Genomic DNA, 18,063 nt, shown 5'->3' with positions numbered 1-18,063 from the left:
ATAAGGTGCGCAGGTGGACGAGTTTCTCAATTGGTACTTTTCAGACCGTCCGGTCGTCGCCAGCCAACTGGGAGCCGAGGGGTACGACCACACCCTCGGCGACTTCACCGCCGCCGCCTGGGAGTCCCGCGCCCGCGAAGAGGCCCGCTGGATCGAACGCCTCTCGCAGCTGCCGGTAGCCTCCCTCGACGACGCCATCGACAGAGACCTGGTCCTGTCCCAGCTGCGGGGCTCGGTCGCGCTCGAATCCTGGCCCGAGTGGCGGCGCAGCCCCGGCCCGTACGTCACGGCCGTCTTCAGCTCGCTCTTCAACCCCTTCCAGCAGCGGCTCAAGCCGGAGGCCGACCTGGTCGCCGCCGCCGTCTCGCGCCTGGCCGAGGTGCCCGGCGTGCTGGCCGCCTGCCAGGCCAACCTGGACCCCGACCTCGCCGCGCCGCTGCTGGTCACGCGCGGGATCGGCCAGGCGCGTACCGGCCGCAACTTCCTGACCAGGACGCTGCCGTCCATGGTCGCCGACGAGACCCTGCGCGCCCGGCTGGCCGCGGCCGCCGAGCCCGCCGCCGAGGCGTTCGACGCGCTGGTCGTCTTCCTCGAAGGCTTCCAGTGCGGCGGCACCTGGCGGATGGGGGAGAAGCTCTACTCCACGCTGCTGCGCGAGCGCGAGATGCTCGGGTACGGCGCCGCCGAACTGCACGAGAAGGGCAAGGCGGCCTGGGCCGACCTGGACGCCCGCATGCGCCGGGTCGCCCTCGGCGTCAACGGCACCGAGGACTGGCGGGCCGCGATGGAGTCCCTGATGGACGACCATCCGCCGACCCTGGAGGCCATGCGGGCCGAGTACGAGGCCGAGACCCGCCGGGCCCGCGAGTTCGTCCGCGACCGCGGCCTGGTCACCTTCGCCGAGGGGGAGGAGTGCGAGGTCCTGCCGTCGGCCGAGTACACCCGCCCGGTGTTGTCCGTCGCCCACTACCTGTCGCCGCCGCCGCTCAGCAGCTCGCGGACGGGCATCTTCTTCGTCCCCTACACGCCCGACCACTTCACGCCTGAGCAGGTACGCCAGCGGCTGCGGACCAACTCGCGTGCCCAGATGCCCTCGATCGCCGTGCACGAGGCGTACCCGGGGCACCACTGGCACCTGTCGTACATGGCGGGCAACCCGCGTACGGTCCGCAAGGTCTTCAGGACGCCGTACTTCACCGAGGGCTGGGCGCTCTACGTCGAGAAGGTGCTGCACGAGCAGGGCTACTTCGACACCCCCGCCACCGAGCTGGCCCACCTGGACTGCCGCATCTTCCGCGCCGCCAGGATCGTCGTGGACACCGCGCTGCACTGCGAGGACATGTCGATCGAGGAGGCCGAGACGTTCATGGCCACCAAGGCGTCACTGTCGCCCGGCACCGCCCAGGGCGAGGTGAACCGCTACTGCGCCTGGCCGACCCAGGCGCCGTCGTACCTCACGGGGGCCATCGAGATCGACCGCATCCGTGAGTCGTTCACCGGCTCGGCGCGCGAGTTCCACGACCGGATCGCCGGCTCCGGCGGGCTGCCGCTGGGCCTGGCCGAACAGGCCGCGCTGGCCTAGCCGTCCCGGCGCGGGAACGTCGGCGGGTTGGCCGCGCGGTCCACGACGGCGGCGAGCTGCTCGTCGGTCAGGACCGCCGGCTTGCCCACCGCGAGCCCGCGCACGTAGACCTCGCACAGCCACTCCAGCAGCCGGGTGGCCTCGAACGCCTGCTCCATCGTCGCCCCGATGGTCACCCCGCCGTGGTTGGCCATCAGGGCGGCCTGCTTGCCCTCCAGGGCCGCCCGCACGTTGGTGGCCAGCTCCGGCGTGCCGTACGTGGCGTACTCGGCCACCTTGACGACGCCGCCGAGCAGCAGCGCGTTGTAGTGGACCGGCGGCAGCTCGGTCATCGTGGTGGCCACGACCGTGCCGAACACCGAATGCGTGTGCACGATCGCCTGCGTGCCCGTCGCCTGGTAGACGGCCAGGTGCATCGGCGTCTCCGACGACGGTTGCAGCTCGCCCTCGATCAGGTGGCCCTCCGTGTCCACGATCGGGCACATCTCGGGCGTCAGCCGGTCGAGCGCCACCCCGGACGGGGTGACCGCCACCTGGTCGCCCCGGCGCACGCTCAGGTTGCCCGAGGTGCCGATGACCAGGCCCAGCTCGACGGCGCGCCTGCCGTACTCGCACAACTGCTCGCGGAGGCTCATGCGACCGCAGAGTAGTCGGTCGTCCGAAATACTTCCACCGTCAGAGGCGGTCGAGCGCCTGCAACATCAGGCGTTCTAGGTCGACGCGGGTGAGCCGGCCCGGGTAGAGCAGCAGGTGCAGGCTGACGCCGTCGACCAGGGCGAGCAGGTGCTCGGCGAGGTCGTCGAGGTTGCCGTCCGTGCGCAGCTCGCCGGCCGCCCTGGCCTGGCCCAGCAGCTCCCGTACGGCGGCGCGCAGCTCGTCGGCCTCGGCCCGCCGGACCTCGGCCAGCCGTTCCGAGGCGAGGCTGCGGCTCCAGAAGCTGACCTCCAGCCGGCTCTCCTGGGTACGCTCGCCGTCGAGCGGCAGGTTGTCCAGCAGCACCTCGCGCAGGGCGGCCAGGCCCGTGACGCCCTCGACCTTGCGCGTCAGCCGGGCCCTGATGCGCTGGTGCGACTGGCGCAGCGCGGACAGCAGGATCTCGTCCTTGTCGGCGAAGTAGTGCGCGAGCACGCCGTTGGAGTAGCCGGCCTCCTTGGCGATGGCCCTGGTGGTGGCGGCGTCGATGCCGTCCCTGACGATCACCCTGCGGGCCGCCGACAGGACCTCCGCCCTGCGCTCATCGTGATCGACGATCTTCGGCACCGGGATCCCCCCTCTTCTCGCAACGACTCCTACCATATTGACTTTTTATTCGGACGTCTGTCTATTTAGCCCATGACCGTCGCCACGGTCGGCGTGCACATCGTCGACATCCTCGCCAGGCCCGTCGAACACATCCCCGAGGGCCAGGACACCGTACTCGTCGAGCAGATCCGCCTCACGGCCGCCGGCGCCGCCGCCGGCACAGCCGTGGACCTGGTCAAACTCGGCAACGACGTGATCACCATGGGCGCGATAGGGGACGACGAGCTCGGCGACTTCCTGGTGGCCGTCCTCGCCAAGCGCGGCGTGGACGCCTCGCGCCTGGTCCGCAGGGCCGGCGAGCAGACCGCCGCCTCGATCCTGCCCATCCGCCCCGACGGCGGACGGCCCAGCTTCCACGTACCCGGCGCCAACCTCGGCGTCACCCTCGCCGACCTGGACCTCGACGTACTGCGCCGGGCGCGGGCGATCCACCTGGGCGGCGTGGACGTCACGTTCGGGCTGGGCGACCCCGCCTTCTTCGCCCTGCTCGACGAGGTACGGGCGGCGGGCACGATCGTCACGATGGACCTGCTGTCCGAGCTGCCCGACCTGCTGGGGATGGCCCGCGCGTTCCTGCCCCACGTGGACTACGTGCTGCCCAACGAGTCGCAGGCCCTGCTCATGGCCGGGCTCACGACCGGGCTCACCGGCGACGCCGATGTGGCCACCGCCGCCGCGACCCTGCTGGCCGACGGCCCCAAGGGCGTGCTCGTCACCCTCGGCGCGGCCGGCAGCCTCGTGGTGACCGCCGACGGCGACCCCGTACCGGTGCCCGCGCTGAAGACGGACGTCGCCGACACGACCGGGTGCGGCGACGCGTACTGCGCCGGGTTCCTGACCGGGCTCCTGCACGGTCGCGACGTGCTGGAGGCCGCCCGCTGGGGCACCGCCGCGGCGGCTCGCGTGGCCACCGGCCTCGGCTCCGACGCGGGCCTCACCGACCTCGAATCCACCCTAAGGACTCTCGCATGACAGACGCCGAACTCCGCGAGCGCGCGCTGAAGGTCGTCCCCGGCGGCATGTACGGGCACCTCAACGCGGCCATCTTCGCCCCCGGCTATCCCCAGTTCTTCCAGCGCGGCGAGGGTTGCCGCCAATGGGACGTGGACGGGCGTGAGTACATCGACTTCATGTGCAGCTGGGGCCCGGTCGTACTCGGGCACCGCCACCCGCGCGTGGAGGAGGCCGCCGCCCGCCAGCTCGCGCTCGGCGACTGCCTCAACGGCCCCGGACCGATCATGGTCGAGCTGGCCGAGTTGCTGGTGGACACCGTGCCGAGCGCCGACTGGGCGATGTTCTCCAAGAACGGCACCGACGCCACCACCCAGGCGCTCATGGTCGCCCGTGCCGCCACCGGGCGTACGAAGGTGCTGATGGCGCACGGCGCGTACCACGGCGCCGACCCCTGGTGCACCCCCTCGCCGGCCGGCACCACCCCCAACGAGCGCGCCGACCTGGTCGAGTTCGCCTACAACTCGCTGGAGTCCCTGGAGGCCGCCGCCGCGACCGTCGAGGGCGACGTCGCGGCGATCATCTGCACCCCCTTCAAGCACGACTCCTTCGAGGACCAGGAACTCGTGGAGCCCGCCTTCGCGCGCGGCGCCCGCGCCCTGGCCGACCGTCTCGGGGCGGCCCTGGTGATCGACGACGTGCGGGCGGGGTTCAGGATCGACCTGCGGGGGTCGTGGGAGCCGTACGGGGTGCGGCCGGACCTCACGGCCTGGTCCAAGGCCATGGCCAACGGCTACCCGATCGCCGCCGTCACCGGCACCGACGCCCTGCGCGGACCGGCGCAGACGCTCTACACGACCGGCTCGTTCTGGTTCTCGGCGGTGGCGATGGCCGCAGCCAAGGCCACCATCGAGACCCTGCGCGACACGGACGGCATCGCCGCCATGGAACGCGCCGGCACCCAGCTCAGAGAGGGCCTGTACGCCCAGGCCAAGTCCCATGGCTTCGTCGTGAACCAGACCGGCCCGGTGACCATCCCGTGGCTCAGCTTCGACGGCGACGCCGACCTGTCCACAGCCCTGTACTGGAGCGACGCGTGCCTCCGGCACGGTGTGTACCTGCACCCGTGGCACAACTGGTTCATGTCGGCGGCCCACACGGAACAGGACGTGGCCCGCGCACTGGAGGGCACCGACCAGGCCTTCGCCGAAACCCGCACCCACTTCGCCTGACCCGCGCACGCTGCCAGGGTGGCGCCTTCGGCGCCTGTGGTCGGCCCGCCCGTCGCCTGGTCATCGGGCGGGCCTGCGGAAGCCAGCCTCCCAGCAGCGGAGAGCCCATCTCCGCGGACGGAAGAACCGCCAACCGGGGCAGCCGTCCACTCACTCGAACATGATTACCCTGCGCGTTCACTATGTGACAATAAGTGCCATGCCGTCCCCCCCGACACGACGCCCTCAGGCAGATGTTCGTCGACCGCCCGCAACTGGCGGTCGAGATCCTGCGTGACCTCATGGGCGTGGACCTGCCCGACACTCCATTGGTCCGGCAGGAGGACCGTACGTTCAACACCCGGCCGTCCGACGACATCGAGCCGGACATCACCATCGTGCTCGGCCCGCCGCAGAGTCCCGCGCACGCGATCATCGTGGAGGTCCAGCACGACAGGTCCAAGGAGCCGCGGCAGCTGGCCCGCTACGCCGCCTCGCTGTGGCTGATGCTCAAGTGTGACGTGACCGTCCTGGTCGTCTGTCCCGACCGGGCAACCGCCGCCCACTACTCCCGGCCGATCGACTCGGGGCTGACCGGTTACCGGCTCCAGGCGTGCGTGCTGGGGCCGGGCGACGTCCCCGCCATCACCGATCCGTACGAGGCTGCCGCCCACCTGGAGCTCGCGGTCATGTCCGTCATGATCCACGGGCGCGACCGGAAGGTGGTCGAGGCGTTCACCGCCGCGCTGGCGGAGACCCGCGACGAACACGCTCCGAAGTATAGTGAATACGCATACAGCATGTCCGTGCCCGAGATCAGGCGCATCTTGGAGGAGATCATGACGTCCACTGCCTGGCCCGTTTACAGCCCCTTCGCGCGCCAGCACTACGGCCGAGGCCGCGCAGAAGGCATCCAGGAGGGCCGCGCGGAAGGCATCCAGGAGGGCCGGGCAGAAGGCATCCAGGAGGGCCGCGCGGAAGGTATCCAGGAGGGCCGGGCGGAGGGCATCCAGGAGGGCCGCGCGGAAGGTATCCAGGAAACCTGGTCAGAGATCGTGTTGTCCCTGCTGGACGCGCGCGGGATCGATGTTCCCGAGGACGTTCGGGCGCGGATCAGTGCCTGTGCCGATGTCGATCTCTTCAAGCGCTGGGCTCTGCGTGCGGCAAGCGTTCAGTCTGCCCAGGATGTGTTCGACGACTCGGATGAGGAGCGCCGCTAGGGGCGGGTTAGCAGGTGGCGTGGTCGTCGGGGGTCCGACGGCCACGGCCGGTCGACCGGTTGGTCGGGAGGCGATCGAGGGGGATGGTTCCCCGTCGTGTCGTTTCTGCTCATCTGATTTCGGCGTTCGATGGGGGATCATGACATCCGCTGCTTGGCCGGTCTACAGCCCTTTCGCGCGCCAGCACTACGGCCGGGGCCGCGCGGACGGCCGCGCGGAAGGCATCCAGGAAATCTGGTCAGAGATTGTGTTGTCCCTGCTGGACGCGCGCGGGATTGATGTTCCCCAGGACGTTCGGGCGCGGATCAGTGCCTGTACCGATGTCGATCTGTTCAAGCGGTGGGCTTTGCGTGCGGTCAGCGTTCAGTCTGCCCAGGATGTGTTCGACGACTTGGACGAGCAGCGCTGTTAGGGGTTCCGACGGCCCGGCCAGATGGTGGATCGGTGGCGGATGGGCCGCGGTCTTCCGCGCATTGCGCTCGATCAAGGGGATCACGGTGTCCCGGGACGTCCCCGTCTCCGACGGGCGGCGAGGCATGGCGTTCAGCCTCGCCGACTCCGGACTGCGGGACTCCCTCGCCCTGGGGCCGCGGACCCTCCGGTAGCAGGGCGCCAACGGGAGGCGACTGAACGCGCCCGGCCAACCTTTCTGATCGAGGTGGAAAATCTGACCTCTCCCCTCAAAGCCTGTAATGCTGGGAAAAATCCGGACATGGGGGAGGTGTTGCTGACGTCCACGTGAGGAGACCGGATGGGAGCCGATCCCGAGAGCCGGTTCGAGGAGCTCTACGCATCTTGCTACCGACCCCTGCTCGGCTACGCGCTGCGCCGATGCCCTGATCCCGACGACGCGGCCGACGTCGTGGCGGAGACGTTCATGATCGCCTGGCGGCGGATCGAGGAGGTGCCGCACGGGGAGGAGGCCAGGCTCTGGTTGTACGGGGTGGCCAGGAAGGCGCTCGCCAACCACAGGCGCGGCGAGCGCCGCCACGAGCGGCGTACCGAGGCCCTGCGTGCGCGACTGGCCGCCGCGCCCTTGTCCGCCGGCCTGACCGCCGAGGACCTGGCGCCGCTGGCCCAGGCGTTCGGCACGCTCTCCGACGACGACAGGGAGCTGCTCGCCCTGGTCGCCTGGGAGAAGCTGGACGCCGGCCAGATCGCCAGGACCCTCGGCATCACCCGCAACGCCGTACGGGTCCGGCTCTACCGGGCTCGACGGCGATTCGCCCGCCGCCTGACCGAGGCAGGGGTCGAGCACACGCAAGCTGTCGCCCTCGAAGGGAGCCCGTTGTGAAGGGTCGATCTCGCTCGCTGCCCGACAAGGAGCCTTTTGTGAAGGGTCGATCTCGCTCGTTGCCGGACAAGGAGCCCTTTGTGAACATCGCCGATCTCGCCCGTGTGCGTGACGACGTACTGGCGGGGGAGCCGGTGGGGCGGGCGTCCGGCGCGGGGGCGCGGGCGCTCATGGAGTCGATCACGGCCGAGGAGCGCGGGCCCGTCAGGAGCCCGCGCCGCCGCGCGCCGCGCAGGATGTTCCTGCTGGGGGTGGTGGCGGCCGGGCTGGCCGCCGTGCTCGCCGTCATGCTCCCGCTCGGCGGCCCGGCCACCGAGTACGCCAACGCCGCCGTCACGCTCAAGACCGGCGACGATTTCATCGACGTCGTCATCACCGACCCCGAGGCGGACGCGGCGATCTACACCGAGGCGTTCAGGGCCGTCGGCCTGGACGCCACGGTGCAGAAGATCCCCGTCGCGCCCGAGTACGCGGGCATGTTGTTCGGCCCGGCCACCCCGGGGGAGTTCCCGTCGGGGACCGGCGTGACCGTCCGCGGCGGCGAGACCTGCGCGTCGGTCTGGTGCGGCACCGTCTCCATGCCGACCGGGTACAAGGGCAAGGTCATTTTCGGGATCGGACGCCCGGCCAGGCCCGGCGAACGGTACGCCGCGCGGGCGCCGAGCACAATCGGCGTGGCGGCCGACGGCGTGGCGGGCGTCAAGCTCACGGGCAAGCCCGTCTCGCACGCGAAGGCCGAGCTGTCGCGGCGCGGCTTGAAGATCGAGTACGTGGCGCTGTGGATGAAGCCCGACGGCAGCGGCGGCGGTTATGACGTCGCCTCGGAACACGTCAAGGACGACTGGATCGTCGACAGCGCGATCAAGGTCGCCTCCGACACGGTGCGGATGGACGTCGTGGTTCCCGCCGACGTCCCCATGGACTCCCTGCCGAGGGCCGCACGCCCACCGTCCGGCTGGCGCAGTCCCTGATTTCGCGGAACCCCGGCACCGACCTCGATAGCGTCTAAACGTCTTCGGGGCGTGCCGGGGTTTCCGGATCCGTCCTGGCCGAGGATTCCGCGGCGGCCCAGGAGAAAATGCCCTTTGCCATGAGCGACTGTTCTCCGGCGGCCCGGGCGGCGAAAACCTGGGCCCTGACCCGGTGTGTTCCCGGGTCGTCAGGGGCAGCCAGAGCGGCCATTTCCGCGAGATGTCCGGCGAGTCGTTCGTCGCCTTCGGAAAGGGCTTTGAGCGCCGCGTCGCAGAGCGCGTTCGGGCCGCCCGCGAGTTCCGCCACGGATTTGGCGAGAACGGCGTCCGGAGCCGGTTTGAGATTGGCCGGATTGCCGTCGTACCAGCCGCCGTAAAGGCGCCAGAGATTGCGTACGACGAATTCCGGCTCGTCGTAGCGGGCCCGCAGGTAAGGGTGGTCGGAATAACGTTCGGACGGTTTCACGGAATGCACGATCTCGTCGAGCCTGGCGCCCGCGTTGAGCAGGTCGAGCGTTTGCGTGATGATCGACTCCAGCCATTCCGCGGTCTCCAGCAACGCTTGCCGGACGCGGTCGGCGCCGAAGACGGGCGCGCCGTGGCTGGGCAACATGATCTCGGCGTCGAGGGCGGCCATCCGGCGCAGCGCGTGCACCCATTCGCGCGGGTAGCGCTGCACTTTCTGCGGGTTGCCGCAGTTGGGCGTGACCCAGATGAACAGGTCGCCGGGCAGGAGCAGCCGGTGCTCGCGCACGTAGCCGATGGTGGCGTCGTCGGTCTCGCCCTTGGCGTGCAGCAGGTCGAAGGTCAGCCCGCCGCGCCGTACGGTCAGCGCGTCGGTGTAGGTCACGTCGGGCCGCCGGTAGTCGATGGGCCAGCGGAGACGGGTGTTCTGGAACTGCCGCTGGTTGATCACCGTGTTATAACCGTTTGTCAGGACATAACGCTCAAACCGCTCAACAACTGCCTTATGGGCATAAATTGTGGCTCGCGGGCCGGACTGCTCGAATGGCCCCGTACCGAAGACGTGATCCACGTGACCGTGGGAGTAGAACGCGGTGGTCAGCGGCGCGCGGGACCAGCGGCGTACGTCCTCGTGCAGGCGGGCGGCGGCCCACGGTCCGCCGGTGTCGAAGAGCAGCAGCTCACCCTCGGTCTCGAACGTGATCGCGTTACCGAATCCGGGCCACCAGCCCACGCCGTTCGTGACAGTCTGGACGCCCTTGCCCTCCATGCCCGTGTCCACGATGCTGTCGTCAGACTCGCCGCGCCACACCCGGTCCGCGTATTCGATAATCATGTGACCCACCATCCTTCTAGAACGACCTTCTAGACAAGGGATCACGGCAAGGTCACGTCTCGATTGCGCCCCCTTGACGCGTGTCGGCGGCCGTTCGTACGTTCGGGCAAACGTTTAGGAAACTTTCCTAACTGATCCTCTTCGGGAGCCCCCATGACCCACCCGGGCGAGATAACTCGGCGTCAGCTGCTCCGCCGTATCGGCATGACCGCGCTCGTGGCCGGCCCCGGCGCGAGCCTGCTGAGCGCCTGCGCCACCAGCGGCGGTGGCGGCGACCAGCCCTCGGCAGCGCCCGCCACGTCGATCGCGGCCTCGGCGGACCCCAAGAACCCCTTCGGCGTCGACGCCAAGAAGCCGCTGGAAGTGGTCATCTTCAGCGGCGGCTACGGCGACTCCTACGCCAAGGACCTGCACGAAGAGCTGTACAAGAAGGCCTATCCCGGCGTCACGGTCAAGCACACCGCGACCCAGCAGATCGGCACCCAGCTCCGCCCGCGCATCGTCGGCAACGACATGCCCGACGTGATCAACAACTCCGGCCCCGAGGCGCTCGACCTGGCCGCCCTGGCGACGGAGGGTCACCTGGCCGACCTGACCCCGCTCTACGACGCGCCCTCGTTCGACGACCCCTCGAAGAAGGTCCGCGACACGATCACCCCGCTCGTGCTGCAGAACGGCAAGCTCGACGGCAAGGACCTGGTGCTCAACTACACGGTGTCCCACCGGGCGCTCTGGTACAACGCCAAGCTGTTCGCCGCCAAGGGCTGGAGCGTGCCGAAGACCTGGGCCGAGTTCACCGCGCTCGGCGAGGCGGCCAAGAAGGAGGGCATCACGCTCTTCGCCTACCCGGGCAAGAAGGGCCCGTACTACCAGCTCTGGAACGTCCTCTACACGGCCGCCAAGATCGGCGGCAACCAGGTCATCATCGACATCGACAACCTGGTGGACAACGCCTGGCAGGCCGAGGCGATGAAGCAGGCGGTCGCCGCCTGGGTGGGCATCCAGCAGAAGTACGGCGACAAGGCGTACCTGGGCCTCGACCACACCCAGACCCAGGTCAAGCAGCTCCAGAACAAGGTGCTGTTCTACCCGTGCGGCTCCTGGCTCGAGAACGAGATGACCAAGGACATCCCGCTCGACTTCGAGTACGCCATCGCCCCCATCCCCGACGTCACCGCCTCCGACAAGATGCCGTACGGCGCGATCCAGGTCGGCGTGGGCGAGAACTTCGTCGTCGCGGCGAAGGGCAAGAACCCGCAGGGCGGCATGGAGTACCTGCGGCTCATGTTGTCGAAGGAGGGCGCGGCGGGCTTCACCAAGAAGACCAACAACCTCACGGTCGTGACCGGCGCCGCCGACAGCTCCGGGTTCCCGCCCGGCCTGGTCAGCGCCTCCAAGGCGCAGGACGCGGCCGGCGAGAACATCATCACCGACGCCCGGTTCGAGGGCTGGTACAAGGAGCTGTTCGACTACGGCTGGGAGCAGACCAACGTGCTGATGTCCGGCCGTATCACCGCCGACGAATTCTGCTCCCGCATGCAGAAGAAGGCCGACGACATCAAGAAGGACGACTCCATCACCAAGCAGACGCGGAGCGCCTGAGCACATGGAGCGGTTGCGCAAGTATGGATTCGTGATCGGGTTCCTGGCCGTCCCGGTCGCGCTTTACACGGTCTTCGTGATCAGCCCTTATGTTCAGGCGTTCCAGCTCTCCCTGACGAGCTGGAACGGCGTCAGCTCGGTCGTCCGTTACGTGGGCCTGGACAATTTCGGCCGGTTGTTCGACGACGACACTTTCTGGCAGGCCCTGCGTAATCACGGGATTCTCCTGCTCGTGCTGCCGCTCCTGACGATCGTCATCGCGTTGTTCCTGTCGTTCCTGCTGAATCTCGGCGGCGGCACCCGGGGCGCGGGAATGCGCGGGGTCTGGGGGTCGAATTTCTACCGGGTGGTGTTCTTCTTCCCCCAGGTTCTCGCCGTGGCCGTGGTCGGCGTGTTGTTCCAGGCCATCTACCGTCCCGACGAGGACGGCGTGATCAACGGCACGCTGGCCAGGTTCGGGCTCGGCGAGCCCATCGGCTGGCTCACCGAGCCGGGCCTGGCGCTGTGGTCGATCATCGCGGTGATGGTCTGGCAGGCCGTCGGCTTCTACGTGGTGCTGTTCTCGGCCGGCATGGCCGCCATCCCCAAGGACTACTTCGAGGCCGCCTCGATCGACGGGGCCGGCCGCGTGCGGCTGTTCTTCTCGATCACGCTGCCGCTGCTGCGGGACACCCTCCAGGTCGGCTGGATCTACCTGGGCATCGCGGCCTTCGACGGCTTCGCGCTGATCCAGGTGCTGGCGGGGGACCGGGGCGAGCCCGACGGGTCCACCACCATCCTGCCCATCACCATCTACAAGACCGCCTTCGACTACCACAAGGTGGGTTACGCCTCGGCGATGGGCGTGGTGCTGTTCTTCCTGACCGTGACGTTCGCCGTGCTGACGCTCCGTACGACCAGGCGTGAAAGGGTTGAGCTCTGATGGCTTCGCGTGGAGCGGGCAGGCCGCGCCCCGGCGTGCTGAGCGGGCTCTCCCATGTGGCCCTGGCCGTCTGGGCCCTGCTGATCATCCTGCCGCTGCTGTGGACGTTCCTGGCCTCGTTCAAGACCAACACCGAGATCTTCGGCGACCCGCTCCAGCTCCCCGGGGCGCTGCGGCTGGACGCCTGGGGCCGGGCCTGGGACAAGGCGCACGTCGGGCAGTACATGCTGAACACGGTCATCGTCGTGTTCTTCGGCACGGCGGGCACGATGTTGTTCGGCTCGATGGCGGCGTACGTGCTGGCGCGCTACAACTTCATCGGCGGCAAGCTGATCTACTACTACTTCGTCGCCGGGCTGGCCTTCCCCATCTTCCTGGCCCTCGGGCCGCTGTTCTTCGTCGTCAAGCAGTTCGGGCTGCTCGACTCGCACATCGGCCTGATCATCGTCTACATCGCCTACTCGTTGCCCTTCACGATCTTCTTCCTGGCCGCGTTCTTCCGTACGCTGCCCGAGGCGGTCGCCGAGGCGGCGCTGATCGACGGCGCCTCGCACACCCGGACGTTCTTCCAGATCATGGTCCCGATGGCCAAGCCCGGCCTGGTCAGCATCACGATCTTCAACGTCCTGGGGCAGTGGAACCAGTATCTGCTGCCCCTGGCGCTGATGGGCGGCGCGCCAGAGAAGTGGCCGCTGACCCTCGGCATCGCCAGGATCTCCACCCGGGCCGGCTACGAGGCGGACTGGCCGGGCCTGTTCGCCGCGCTCAGCATGACCATCCTGCCGGTGATGATCATCTACATCATCTTCCAGCGGCAGATCCAGTCGGGGCTCAGCTCGGGGGCGCTGAAGTGAGGCCGGGCGGCCGATTCGCCGAACACGTCGCGTAGCCGTCCGGCTACTCATTAGAGTGAGTGACCTCTCGTCAGCACACCCGGGGGGTTTCTCATGCGCGCGCCCGCACTCCTGCTCGTCCTGCTCACGACGGCGGCCTGCACCGGGCCGCCGGCGCCGTTGCAGCAGGTCACGAAGCCGAGCCCGGCGGGCGCGGTGGCGCTGAGCGGCGCCGGCGAGTTCGGTTCGGACGACACCGCCGCCATCGCCTACGACCGCCGCCTGGCCCCGGCGGGCGCGCTGGCCAGCCTCACCGCCGAGTCCGCCGGCGGCACGACCCGCACCTCGCTGGTCGTGGAGGGTTTCCTGCCCAACCGCCACTACGGCGCCCACCTGCACACCGCCACCTGCGGCACCGACCCCGACGACGCGGGCGGCCACTACCAGCACGACCCCGGCCACGCCGACCCGGCCAGCGAGGTGTGGCTCGACGTCGCCACCGACGGGTCGGGCGCGGGCCGCTCGACGGCCCGCCACTCCTGGAGCCTCGACCCCGCCGCCCTGCCGAAGTCGCTGGTCATCCACGCCAAGGCCACCACGAAGAGCGGCGCCCACGCGGGCGAGGCGGGTCCGCGGGTGGCCTGTCTGACGCTGCACTAGCCGACGGGGGCCGGGGCTGACGCCGTACCAGCCGAAAGCGTGCATAATTACACAATTACATAGTGGAGGTCTCGCGTTGACTAGCCGCCAGTGGCAGCCGCCCCGTTTACGGTTGTTCGAACAAGCGACCCGCCGGGCCACCTGGCTGGAGCTACTCTACGACCTCGTCTTCGTCGTCGCCGTCGCGGAGCTGGCCGACCTGCTGGCCGGCGGCGCCGACGCGGGTCGCGTCCTCACCTTCGTCGGGCTGTTCGTACCGGTCTGGTGGTGCTGGGCGGGCTACGTCTTCTACGCCAACCGGTTCGACACCGACGACGTCAGCCATCGTCTGCTCGCGTTGCCGCAGATCCTGGCCGTTGCCACGATGGCGGCCAGTGTCAGCGACATCGAGGAGCGCTCGGCCCTGTTCGCGCTCTCCTACGCCGCCGCCCGGATCCTGCTGATCGTCGCCTACGTCCGGGCCGGTCGGCACGTGCCCGAGGCCAGGCCGCTGACCGTGCGCTACGCGGCCGGGTTCACCGTCGCCGCGGCCGTCTGGCTGGCCTCCCTCGCCGTCGATCCGCCGCAGCGGTACGCGTTCTGGGCCGTCGCGCTGGTGATCGACCTGGCGACGCCGCTGCTCAGCCGCCGCCACCAGAGCCGGCTCCCGCCGCAGAGCGAGCACCTGCCGGAGCGGTTCGGGCTGTTCGTCGTGATCGTGCTCGGCGAGGTGGTCGCGGCCGTGGTCACCGGGCTCAAGGGGCACGAGGTCACGCCGTCCGTGTTGCTGGTCGCCCTGGCCGGGGTGGCCATCGCCATGGCCTTCTGGTGGTTGTACTTCGCCCATGTCGACGAGTCCGTCGTGCTGCGTACCAAGCTGGCCGGGCAGGTGTGGGTGTACTCGCACCTGCCGCTGTCGCTGGGGCTGGTGGCGTTCGGCATCGGGATCGAGCACGCGCTCGTGCAGCCGTCCGGCGCGAGCTGGTCCGTAGGGGTGCCCGCGGCCCTGGTCTTCGCCGTGCTGGGCCTGCAACACCTGTGCTCGGCCGACCGGCGGGCCGGCGCCGTCCGGCTGGCCGCCGCCGTGCTCACGCTCGCCTCGTCCGCGCTGCCCGGCGTGGCGGCGCTGCCGCTCATCCTCCTGTACGGCGCCGCGCAGGTCGCCTACGACCTGCTGCGCCCCTCCCCGGAAGGCACACCGTGACCAAGGACCTGTTCGACCGCCAGCTCGCCGCCATCGCCGACGGCGACCTGGAGGCCCTGCTCGCCCAGTACCACGACGACGCCGTGGTCGTCCGGTTCGACCGGGCCGCGAGGGGCGCCGCCGAGATCCGCGACCTGTTCACCGCCTACCTGGCGGCCGGGCCGCGCGTGGAGGAGATCACGTCGCTCCGGATCGAGGACGACGTGATCTTCTACAACGCGGTCATGACCGTCGGCGGGAACCGGGTCACCACGTTCGGCACGCTGGTCGTGCGGGACGGCGCGATCTGGCGCCAGACCGCCGCCGCCCTGCCGCTCACCTGACCGGCTCACCCGATCAGTTCACGTGATCAGCGAGGCCATCGGCTGCCAGGGTGCGGCGTCGAAGATCAGCATGATGGCGCTGATCCGGCCGTCGGGGTCGAGCTTGAAGTGCTCGGCCGTACGCTGCGTCCCGGCGGGCGTGGCGGTGTGCAGGTCGTAGACGAGCGTCGCCTCCGACTCGCCGTACAGCTCGCTGATCAGGTCGATGCCGGTCACCACGCTCACCAGGCTCTCGATGCCCGCCAGGTGGCCGGTGGGGTCGGCGGAGGAGACGAACGGGCTCCTGAAGGAGAACTCGGCGCCGATCAGCGCCGCCGCGGCCGGTACGTCGCCGCGGAACCTGGCCTCGTGGTAGGCCCTGACCACCTCGCGGGTGCTCGTCATCGTCCCTCCAGGTGTGCTGAGAGCCGCTGCTGGTTGTCGGCCAGCCGCAGGCACAGGTGCCGCAGCGCCGTCAGGTCGGCGGCCGAGAACCCGTGGAACATGGCCCGCATCGCCATCCTGGACGGCGTGCGGAACGCCTCGATCCACGCCCGGCCGTCGTCGGTGATCACGGCCAGCACCGAACGCCGGTCCCGGCTGTCCTGGACCCGCCGGACCAGGCCGTCGCGTTCCAGGGTGTCCACCAGGCCGGTGACGTTGCGCGAGCTGACCCCGGCCGCCTGGGCCAGCTCACCGATGCTGATGCCGTCGCCGGCGCCCGCCGCGCCGAGGCGGGCCTGTACGTCGAGGGCGCCCGAGCTGAGCCCGCGCCCCTCGCTGCCGTGCGCGCGCATACGTTCGACGGCCTGGTACGCCGTCCGTACGGCGGCGGCGGCCTCGAACTCGGCGGTGTCGCCGCCGCCGAGGAACTCGCTCATGGCCGCCCTGGCCAATGGGTCGAAGAAGGAGCCGTCGGGCCCCTGCTCAAATTTATGTACGTCCTTCACAATGAAGTTCTACCAGAAAAGGCGAAGGCCTGTGCGTGATGCACGGGCCTTCGCCGGGGCAGGACGTCAGGAGTGGGCGTGTTCGGCGGGGATGGTGCCGAGGCGGCCGGCCTGGAAGTCCTCGAAGGCCTGGACCAGCTCGGCGCGGGTGTTCATGACGAACGGGCCGTGGTGCGCCACGGGCTCCCCGATCGGCTCGCCGCCCAGCACGATCACGTCGAGCGTGTCCTTGGCGTCGATCGTGATGGTCTCGCCCACGGTGGTCAGGCCCGGCCGGTTGCCGAAGCCGTCGAAGACCGCGAGCTGGCCGTCGTGCAGCGGCCGCCGCTCGGCGCCGACCGTGCCGCGTCCGGAGAGCACGTAGACCAGGGCGTTGTAGTCCTTGCGCCACGGCATGGTCAGCCGCGCGCCCGGGGTGATGGTGGCGTGCAGCAGCGTGATCGGCGTCTGCGTGCTGCCGGGACCGGTGCTCCCCGCCAGCTCGCCGGCGATGAGCCGCACCAGCGCGCCGCCGTCGTGGCTGCTCAGCAGCGCGACACTGGAACGCCCGATGTCCTGGTACTTCGGCGCGATCATCTTCTTGGCGCCCGGCAGGTTGACCCAGAGCTGGATGCCGTGGAACAGCCCGCCCTTCTGCACGAGCCACTCCGGCGGCGCCTCCTTGTGCAGGATGCCGGAGGCGGCGGTCATCCATTGGGTGTCGCCGTTGGTGATCGTGCCGCCGCCGCCGTTGGAGTCGAGGTGCTCCATGACGCCGTCGATCATGTACGTGACGGTCTCGAAGCCGCGGTGCGGATGCCAGGGCGTGCCCTTGGGCTCTCCGGCCGCGTAGTCGACCTCGCCCATCTGGTCCATCATCACGAACGGGTCGAGGTATTCGAGCTTGATCGCCGCCAGGGCGCGGCGTACGGGGAAGCCCTCGCCCTCGAAGCCGCTGGGCGCGGTCTCGACGGCGAGCACCTTCCGCTGCGGCATCCCCGCCACCGGCTCGGGGATGCGCGGGAGGGTGAGCGGGTTCTCAACGGTTACGGCGGGCATGTCGCGCTCCTTCCAGCGGATCTGCCCCTCTCAACCAAGTTTAGTTTTCAACTATTCCGCGAGGGGTCACGGGATGCGGGACATCATCCGTTCCATGCCGTTGATCCAGTTGTCGCGCAGGGCCTGGGTGGCGTTGGGCAGGTCGTCCGTCTGAAGGAACTCGGCGATGCGGCGGTGCTCGGCGGCCTCGCGTTCCAGGGGGGCGTCGTCACCGGCGATCAGGTGGGCGTAGCGGCGCATGCCGGCCTTGACGCTGGTGATGAGGTCGAGCAGGCGCTCGTTGCGGCAGCCGCTGAGCAGCAGGTCGTGCCACTCGTCGTCGTGACGCTCGATGATCTGCTGCTCGGCCACGTTGTCGGGGAAGTCCTGGGCCAGCTTCACCAGGTCGGGGGCGATGGAACGCAGGTGGGCCGGGTCGGAGCAGTCGAGGGCCAGCGCCTCCAGGGCGGCGACGATCTCGCACAGCTCCCTGAACTCCCGCCTGCTCACCGGGGCGAACCGGAAGCCGCGCCCCTGGTTGCTCTCCAGCACGCCCTCGCCCGCCAGGGTGATCAGCGCCTCGCGCAGGGGAGTGCGGCTGACGCCCAGATCGGCGGCGAGGGACGCCTCGTTTATGTCGGTCCCGGCGGCGAAGTCGCCTCGATCAAGCCTGCTCAGCAGCTCTTCCCTGATCTGCTCGCGCAACGGTCGCCGCTCGATCGGCATGGCAACTCCCTCTCGTTCAGGACAACCGAATCTTAAC

General features: G+C 69.6%; 20 protein-coding genes. 13 read left to right on the top strand and 7 right to left on the bottom strand.

Features of this window, described 5'->3' with window-relative positions:
• The first annotated feature begins 13 nt into the window (after nucleotides 1-13).
• Nucleotides 14-1,582 (top strand): DUF885 domain-containing protein, encoded by a 1,569-nt coding sequence (locus tag DMB42_RS22745; protein WP_125637016.1) that lies wholly within the window; start codon nucleotides 14-16, stop codon nucleotides 1,580-1,582.
• Here DMB42_RS22745 and DMB42_RS22740 read toward each other — a convergent pair.
• Nucleotides 1,579-2,217 carry a class II aldolase/adducin family protein gene (locus DMB42_RS22740; RefSeq protein ID WP_125637015.1) on the bottom strand — a complete coding sequence of 213 codons (639 nt, stop codon included), beginning with the start codon at nucleotides 2,215-2,217 and terminating at the stop codon, nucleotides 1,579-1,581. The genes DMB42_RS22745 and DMB42_RS22740 overlap by 4 nt on opposite strands.
• A gap of 40 nt (nucleotides 2,218-2,257) precedes the next feature.
• Nucleotides 2,258-2,842: a TetR/AcrR family transcriptional regulator gene (locus DMB42_RS22735; protein WP_125637014.1), complete on the bottom strand. Its 585-nt coding sequence runs from the start codon at nucleotides 2,840-2,842 to the stop codon at nucleotides 2,258-2,260.
• A gap of 72 nt (nucleotides 2,843-2,914) precedes the next feature.
• Here DMB42_RS22735 and DMB42_RS22730 point away from each other — a divergent pair, with 72 nt between their 5' ends.
• The 6 genes from DMB42_RS22730 to DMB42_RS22705 all read left to right on the top strand — a co-directional run bounded on the left by DMB42_RS22730 (nucleotide 2,915) and on the right by DMB42_RS22705 (nucleotide 8,531).
• Nucleotides 2,915-3,856, top strand: coding sequence for a carbohydrate kinase family protein (locus DMB42_RS22730; protein WP_125637013.1), 942 nt, complete (start codon nucleotides 2,915-2,917; stop codon nucleotides 3,854-3,856).
• A complete protein-coding gene (locus DMB42_RS22725; protein ID WP_125637012.1) occupies nucleotides 3,853-5,067 on the top strand; it encodes an aminotransferase class III-fold pyridoxal phosphate-dependent enzyme in 1,215 nt (404 codons plus the stop codon). Before DMB42_RS22730 ends, DMB42_RS22725 begins: the two co-directional genes overlap by 4 nt.
• A 233-nt stretch (nucleotides 5,068-5,300) precedes the next feature.
• Nucleotides 5,301-6,266 carry a hypothetical protein gene (locus DMB42_RS53370; protein ID WP_260477868.1) on the top strand — a complete coding sequence of 322 codons (966 nt, stop codon included), beginning with the start codon at nucleotides 5,301-5,303 and terminating at the stop codon, nucleotides 6,264-6,266.
• A 139-nt stretch (nucleotides 6,267-6,405) separates the two neighbouring features.
• On the top strand, nucleotides 6,406-6,678 hold the full coding sequence (locus DMB42_RS22715) for a hypothetical protein (RefSeq protein ID WP_125637011.1): 273 nt from the start codon (nucleotides 6,406-6,408) through the stop codon (nucleotides 6,676-6,678).
• A 339-nt stretch (nucleotides 6,679-7,017) separates the two neighbouring features.
• Nucleotides 7,018-7,560 (top strand): RNA polymerase sigma factor, encoded by a 543-nt coding sequence (locus DMB42_RS22710; RefSeq protein WP_125637010.1) that lies wholly within the window; start codon nucleotides 7,018-7,020, stop codon nucleotides 7,558-7,560.
• Between the two features lie 80 nt (nucleotides 7,561-7,640).
• A complete protein-coding gene (locus DMB42_RS22705; RefSeq protein WP_125637009.1) occupies nucleotides 7,641-8,531 on the top strand; it encodes a hypothetical protein in 891 nt (296 codons plus the stop codon).
• A 34-nt stretch (nucleotides 8,532-8,565) separates the two neighbouring features.
• Here the strand turns inward: DMB42_RS22705 and DMB42_RS22700 are convergent, their stop codons facing one another.
• A complete protein-coding gene (locus tag DMB42_RS22700) occupies nucleotides 8,566-9,831 on the bottom strand; it encodes an alkyl sulfatase dimerization domain-containing protein (protein WP_185844812.1) in 1,266 nt (421 codons plus the stop codon).
• 204 nt (nucleotides 9,832-10,035) lie between these two features.
• Between DMB42_RS22700 and ngcE the strand changes: the two genes are divergently transcribed.
• The 6 genes from ngcE (at nucleotide 10,036) to DMB42_RS22670 (ending at nucleotide 15,354) form a co-directional block, all read left to right on the top strand.
• Nucleotides 10,036-11,433 (top strand): N-acetylglucosamine/diacetylchitobiose ABC transporter substrate-binding protein, encoded by a 1,398-nt coding sequence (ngcE, locus tag DMB42_RS22695; protein ID WP_260477867.1) that lies wholly within the window; start codon nucleotides 10,036-10,038, stop codon nucleotides 11,431-11,433.
• 4 nt (nucleotides 11,434-11,437) lie between these two features.
• Nucleotides 11,438-12,355, top strand: coding sequence for a carbohydrate ABC transporter permease (locus tag DMB42_RS22690; protein WP_125637006.1), 918 nt, complete (start codon nucleotides 11,438-11,440; stop codon nucleotides 12,353-12,355).
• Nucleotides 12,355-13,209, top strand: a complete 855-nt coding sequence (locus DMB42_RS22685; protein WP_125637005.1) for a carbohydrate ABC transporter permease — start codon at nucleotides 12,355-12,357, stop codon at nucleotides 13,207-13,209. The genes DMB42_RS22690 and DMB42_RS22685 overlap by 1 nt, the downstream gene beginning before the upstream one ends.
• Nucleotides 13,210-13,302: 93 nt before the next feature.
• The gene (locus tag DMB42_RS22680) at nucleotides 13,303-13,848 is read left to right on the top strand and encodes a superoxide dismutase family protein (RefSeq protein ID WP_125637004.1); all 546 of its coding nucleotides are present in this window, start codon (nucleotides 13,303-13,305) and stop codon (nucleotides 13,846-13,848) included.
• A 112-nt stretch (nucleotides 13,849-13,960) separates the two neighbouring features.
• Nucleotides 13,961-15,031: a low temperature requirement protein A gene (locus DMB42_RS22675; RefSeq protein WP_185844811.1), complete on the top strand. Its 1,071-nt coding sequence runs from the start codon at nucleotides 13,961-13,963 to the stop codon at nucleotides 15,029-15,031.
• Nucleotides 15,028-15,354, top strand: coding sequence for a nuclear transport factor 2 family protein (locus DMB42_RS22670; RefSeq protein WP_125637002.1), 327 nt, complete (start codon nucleotides 15,028-15,030; stop codon nucleotides 15,352-15,354). The genes DMB42_RS22675 and DMB42_RS22670 overlap by 4 nt, the downstream gene beginning before the upstream one ends.
• A gap of 18 nt (nucleotides 15,355-15,372) precedes the next feature.
• On the opposite strand, the gene DMB42_RS22665 is transcribed toward DMB42_RS22670, so the two are convergent.
• The 4 genes from DMB42_RS22665 to DMB42_RS22650 form a co-directional block, all read right to left on the bottom strand.
• Complete coding sequence (locus DMB42_RS22665; RefSeq protein ID WP_125637001.1) at nucleotides 15,373-15,738, bottom strand: hypothetical protein; 366 nt, start codon at nucleotides 15,736-15,738, stop codon at nucleotides 15,373-15,375.
• Nucleotides 15,735-16,283, bottom strand: a complete 549-nt coding sequence (locus DMB42_RS22660; RefSeq protein WP_221762295.1) for a MarR family winged helix-turn-helix transcriptional regulator — start codon at nucleotides 16,281-16,283, stop codon at nucleotides 15,735-15,737. Before DMB42_RS22660 ends, DMB42_RS22665 begins: the two co-directional genes overlap by 4 nt.
• A gap of 66 nt (nucleotides 16,284-16,349) precedes the next feature.
• The gene (locus DMB42_RS22655; RefSeq protein ID WP_125637000.1) at nucleotides 16,350-17,321 is read right to left on the bottom strand and encodes a pirin family protein; all 972 of its coding nucleotides are present in this window, start codon (nucleotides 17,319-17,321) and stop codon (nucleotides 16,350-16,352) included.
• A 66-nt stretch (nucleotides 17,322-17,387) separates the two neighbouring features.
• Nucleotides 17,388-18,026, bottom strand: coding sequence for a GntR family transcriptional regulator (locus DMB42_RS22650; protein ID WP_125636999.1), 639 nt, complete (start codon nucleotides 18,024-18,026; stop codon nucleotides 17,388-17,390).
• Nucleotides 18,027-18,063: the final 37 nt, after the last annotated feature.

Origin of the sequence: Nonomuraea sp. WAC 01424, from assembly GCF_003947315.1 — a bacterium.
Lineage (GTDB): Bacteria > Actinomycetota > Actinomycetes > Streptosporangiales > Streptosporangiaceae > Nonomuraea > Nonomuraea spiralis.
This window is presented reverse-complemented; position numbering and strand designations above follow the sequence as displayed.

What these genes read in the sequence shown, in the direction of transcription:
- DMB42_RS22700 (WP_185844812.1), bottom strand. Translation starts at nt 9,831, where the DNA reads ATGATTATCGAATACGCGGACCGGGTGTGGCGCGGCGAGTCTGACGAC.
- DMB42_RS22680 (WP_125637004.1), top strand. Translation starts at nt 13,303, where the DNA reads ATGCGCGCGCCCGCACTCCTGCTCGTCCTGCTCACGACGGCGGCCTGC.
- DMB42_RS22725 (WP_125637012.1), top strand. Translation starts at nt 3,853, where the DNA reads ATGACAGACGCCGAACTCCGCGAGCGCGCGCTGAAGGTCGTCCCCGGC.
- DMB42_RS22730 (WP_125637013.1), top strand. Translation starts at nt 2,915, where the DNA reads ATGACCGTCGCCACGGTCGGCGTGCACATCGTCGACATCCTCGCCAGG.
- DMB42_RS53370 (WP_260477868.1), top strand. Translation starts at nt 5,301, where the DNA reads ATGTTCGTCGACCGCCCGCAACTGGCGGTCGAGATCCTGCGTGACCTC.
- DMB42_RS22740 (WP_125637015.1), bottom strand. Translation starts at nt 2,217, where the DNA reads ATGAGCCTCCGCGAGCAGTTGTGCGAGTACGGCAGGCGCGCCGTCGAG.
- DMB42_RS22665 (WP_125637001.1), bottom strand. Translation starts at nt 15,738, where the DNA reads ATGACGAGCACCCGCGAGGTGGTCAGGGCCTACCACGAGGCCAGGTTC.
- DMB42_RS22650 (WP_125636999.1), bottom strand. Translation starts at nt 18,026, where the DNA reads ATGCCGATCGAGCGGCGACCGTTGCGCGAGCAGATCAGGGAAGAGCTG.
- DMB42_RS22710 (WP_125637010.1), top strand. Translation starts at nt 7,018, where the DNA reads ATGGGAGCCGATCCCGAGAGCCGGTTCGAGGAGCTCTACGCATCTTGC.
- DMB42_RS22685 (WP_125637005.1), top strand. Translation starts at nt 12,355, where the DNA reads ATGGCTTCGCGTGGAGCGGGCAGGCCGCGCCCCGGCGTGCTGAGCGGG.
- DMB42_RS22655 (WP_125637000.1), bottom strand. Translation starts at nt 17,321, where the DNA reads ATGCCCGCCGTAACCGTTGAGAACCCGCTCACCCTCCCGCGCATCCCC.
- ngcE (WP_260477867.1), top strand. Translation starts at nt 10,036, where the DNA reads ATGACCGCGCTCGTGGCCGGCCCCGGCGCGAGCCTGCTGAGCGCCTGC.
- DMB42_RS22715 (WP_125637011.1), top strand. Translation starts at nt 6,406, where the DNA reads ATGACATCCGCTGCTTGGCCGGTCTACAGCCCTTTCGCGCGCCAGCAC.
- DMB42_RS22690 (WP_125637006.1), top strand. Translation starts at nt 11,438, where the DNA reads ATGGAGCGGTTGCGCAAGTATGGATTCGTGATCGGGTTCCTGGCCGTC.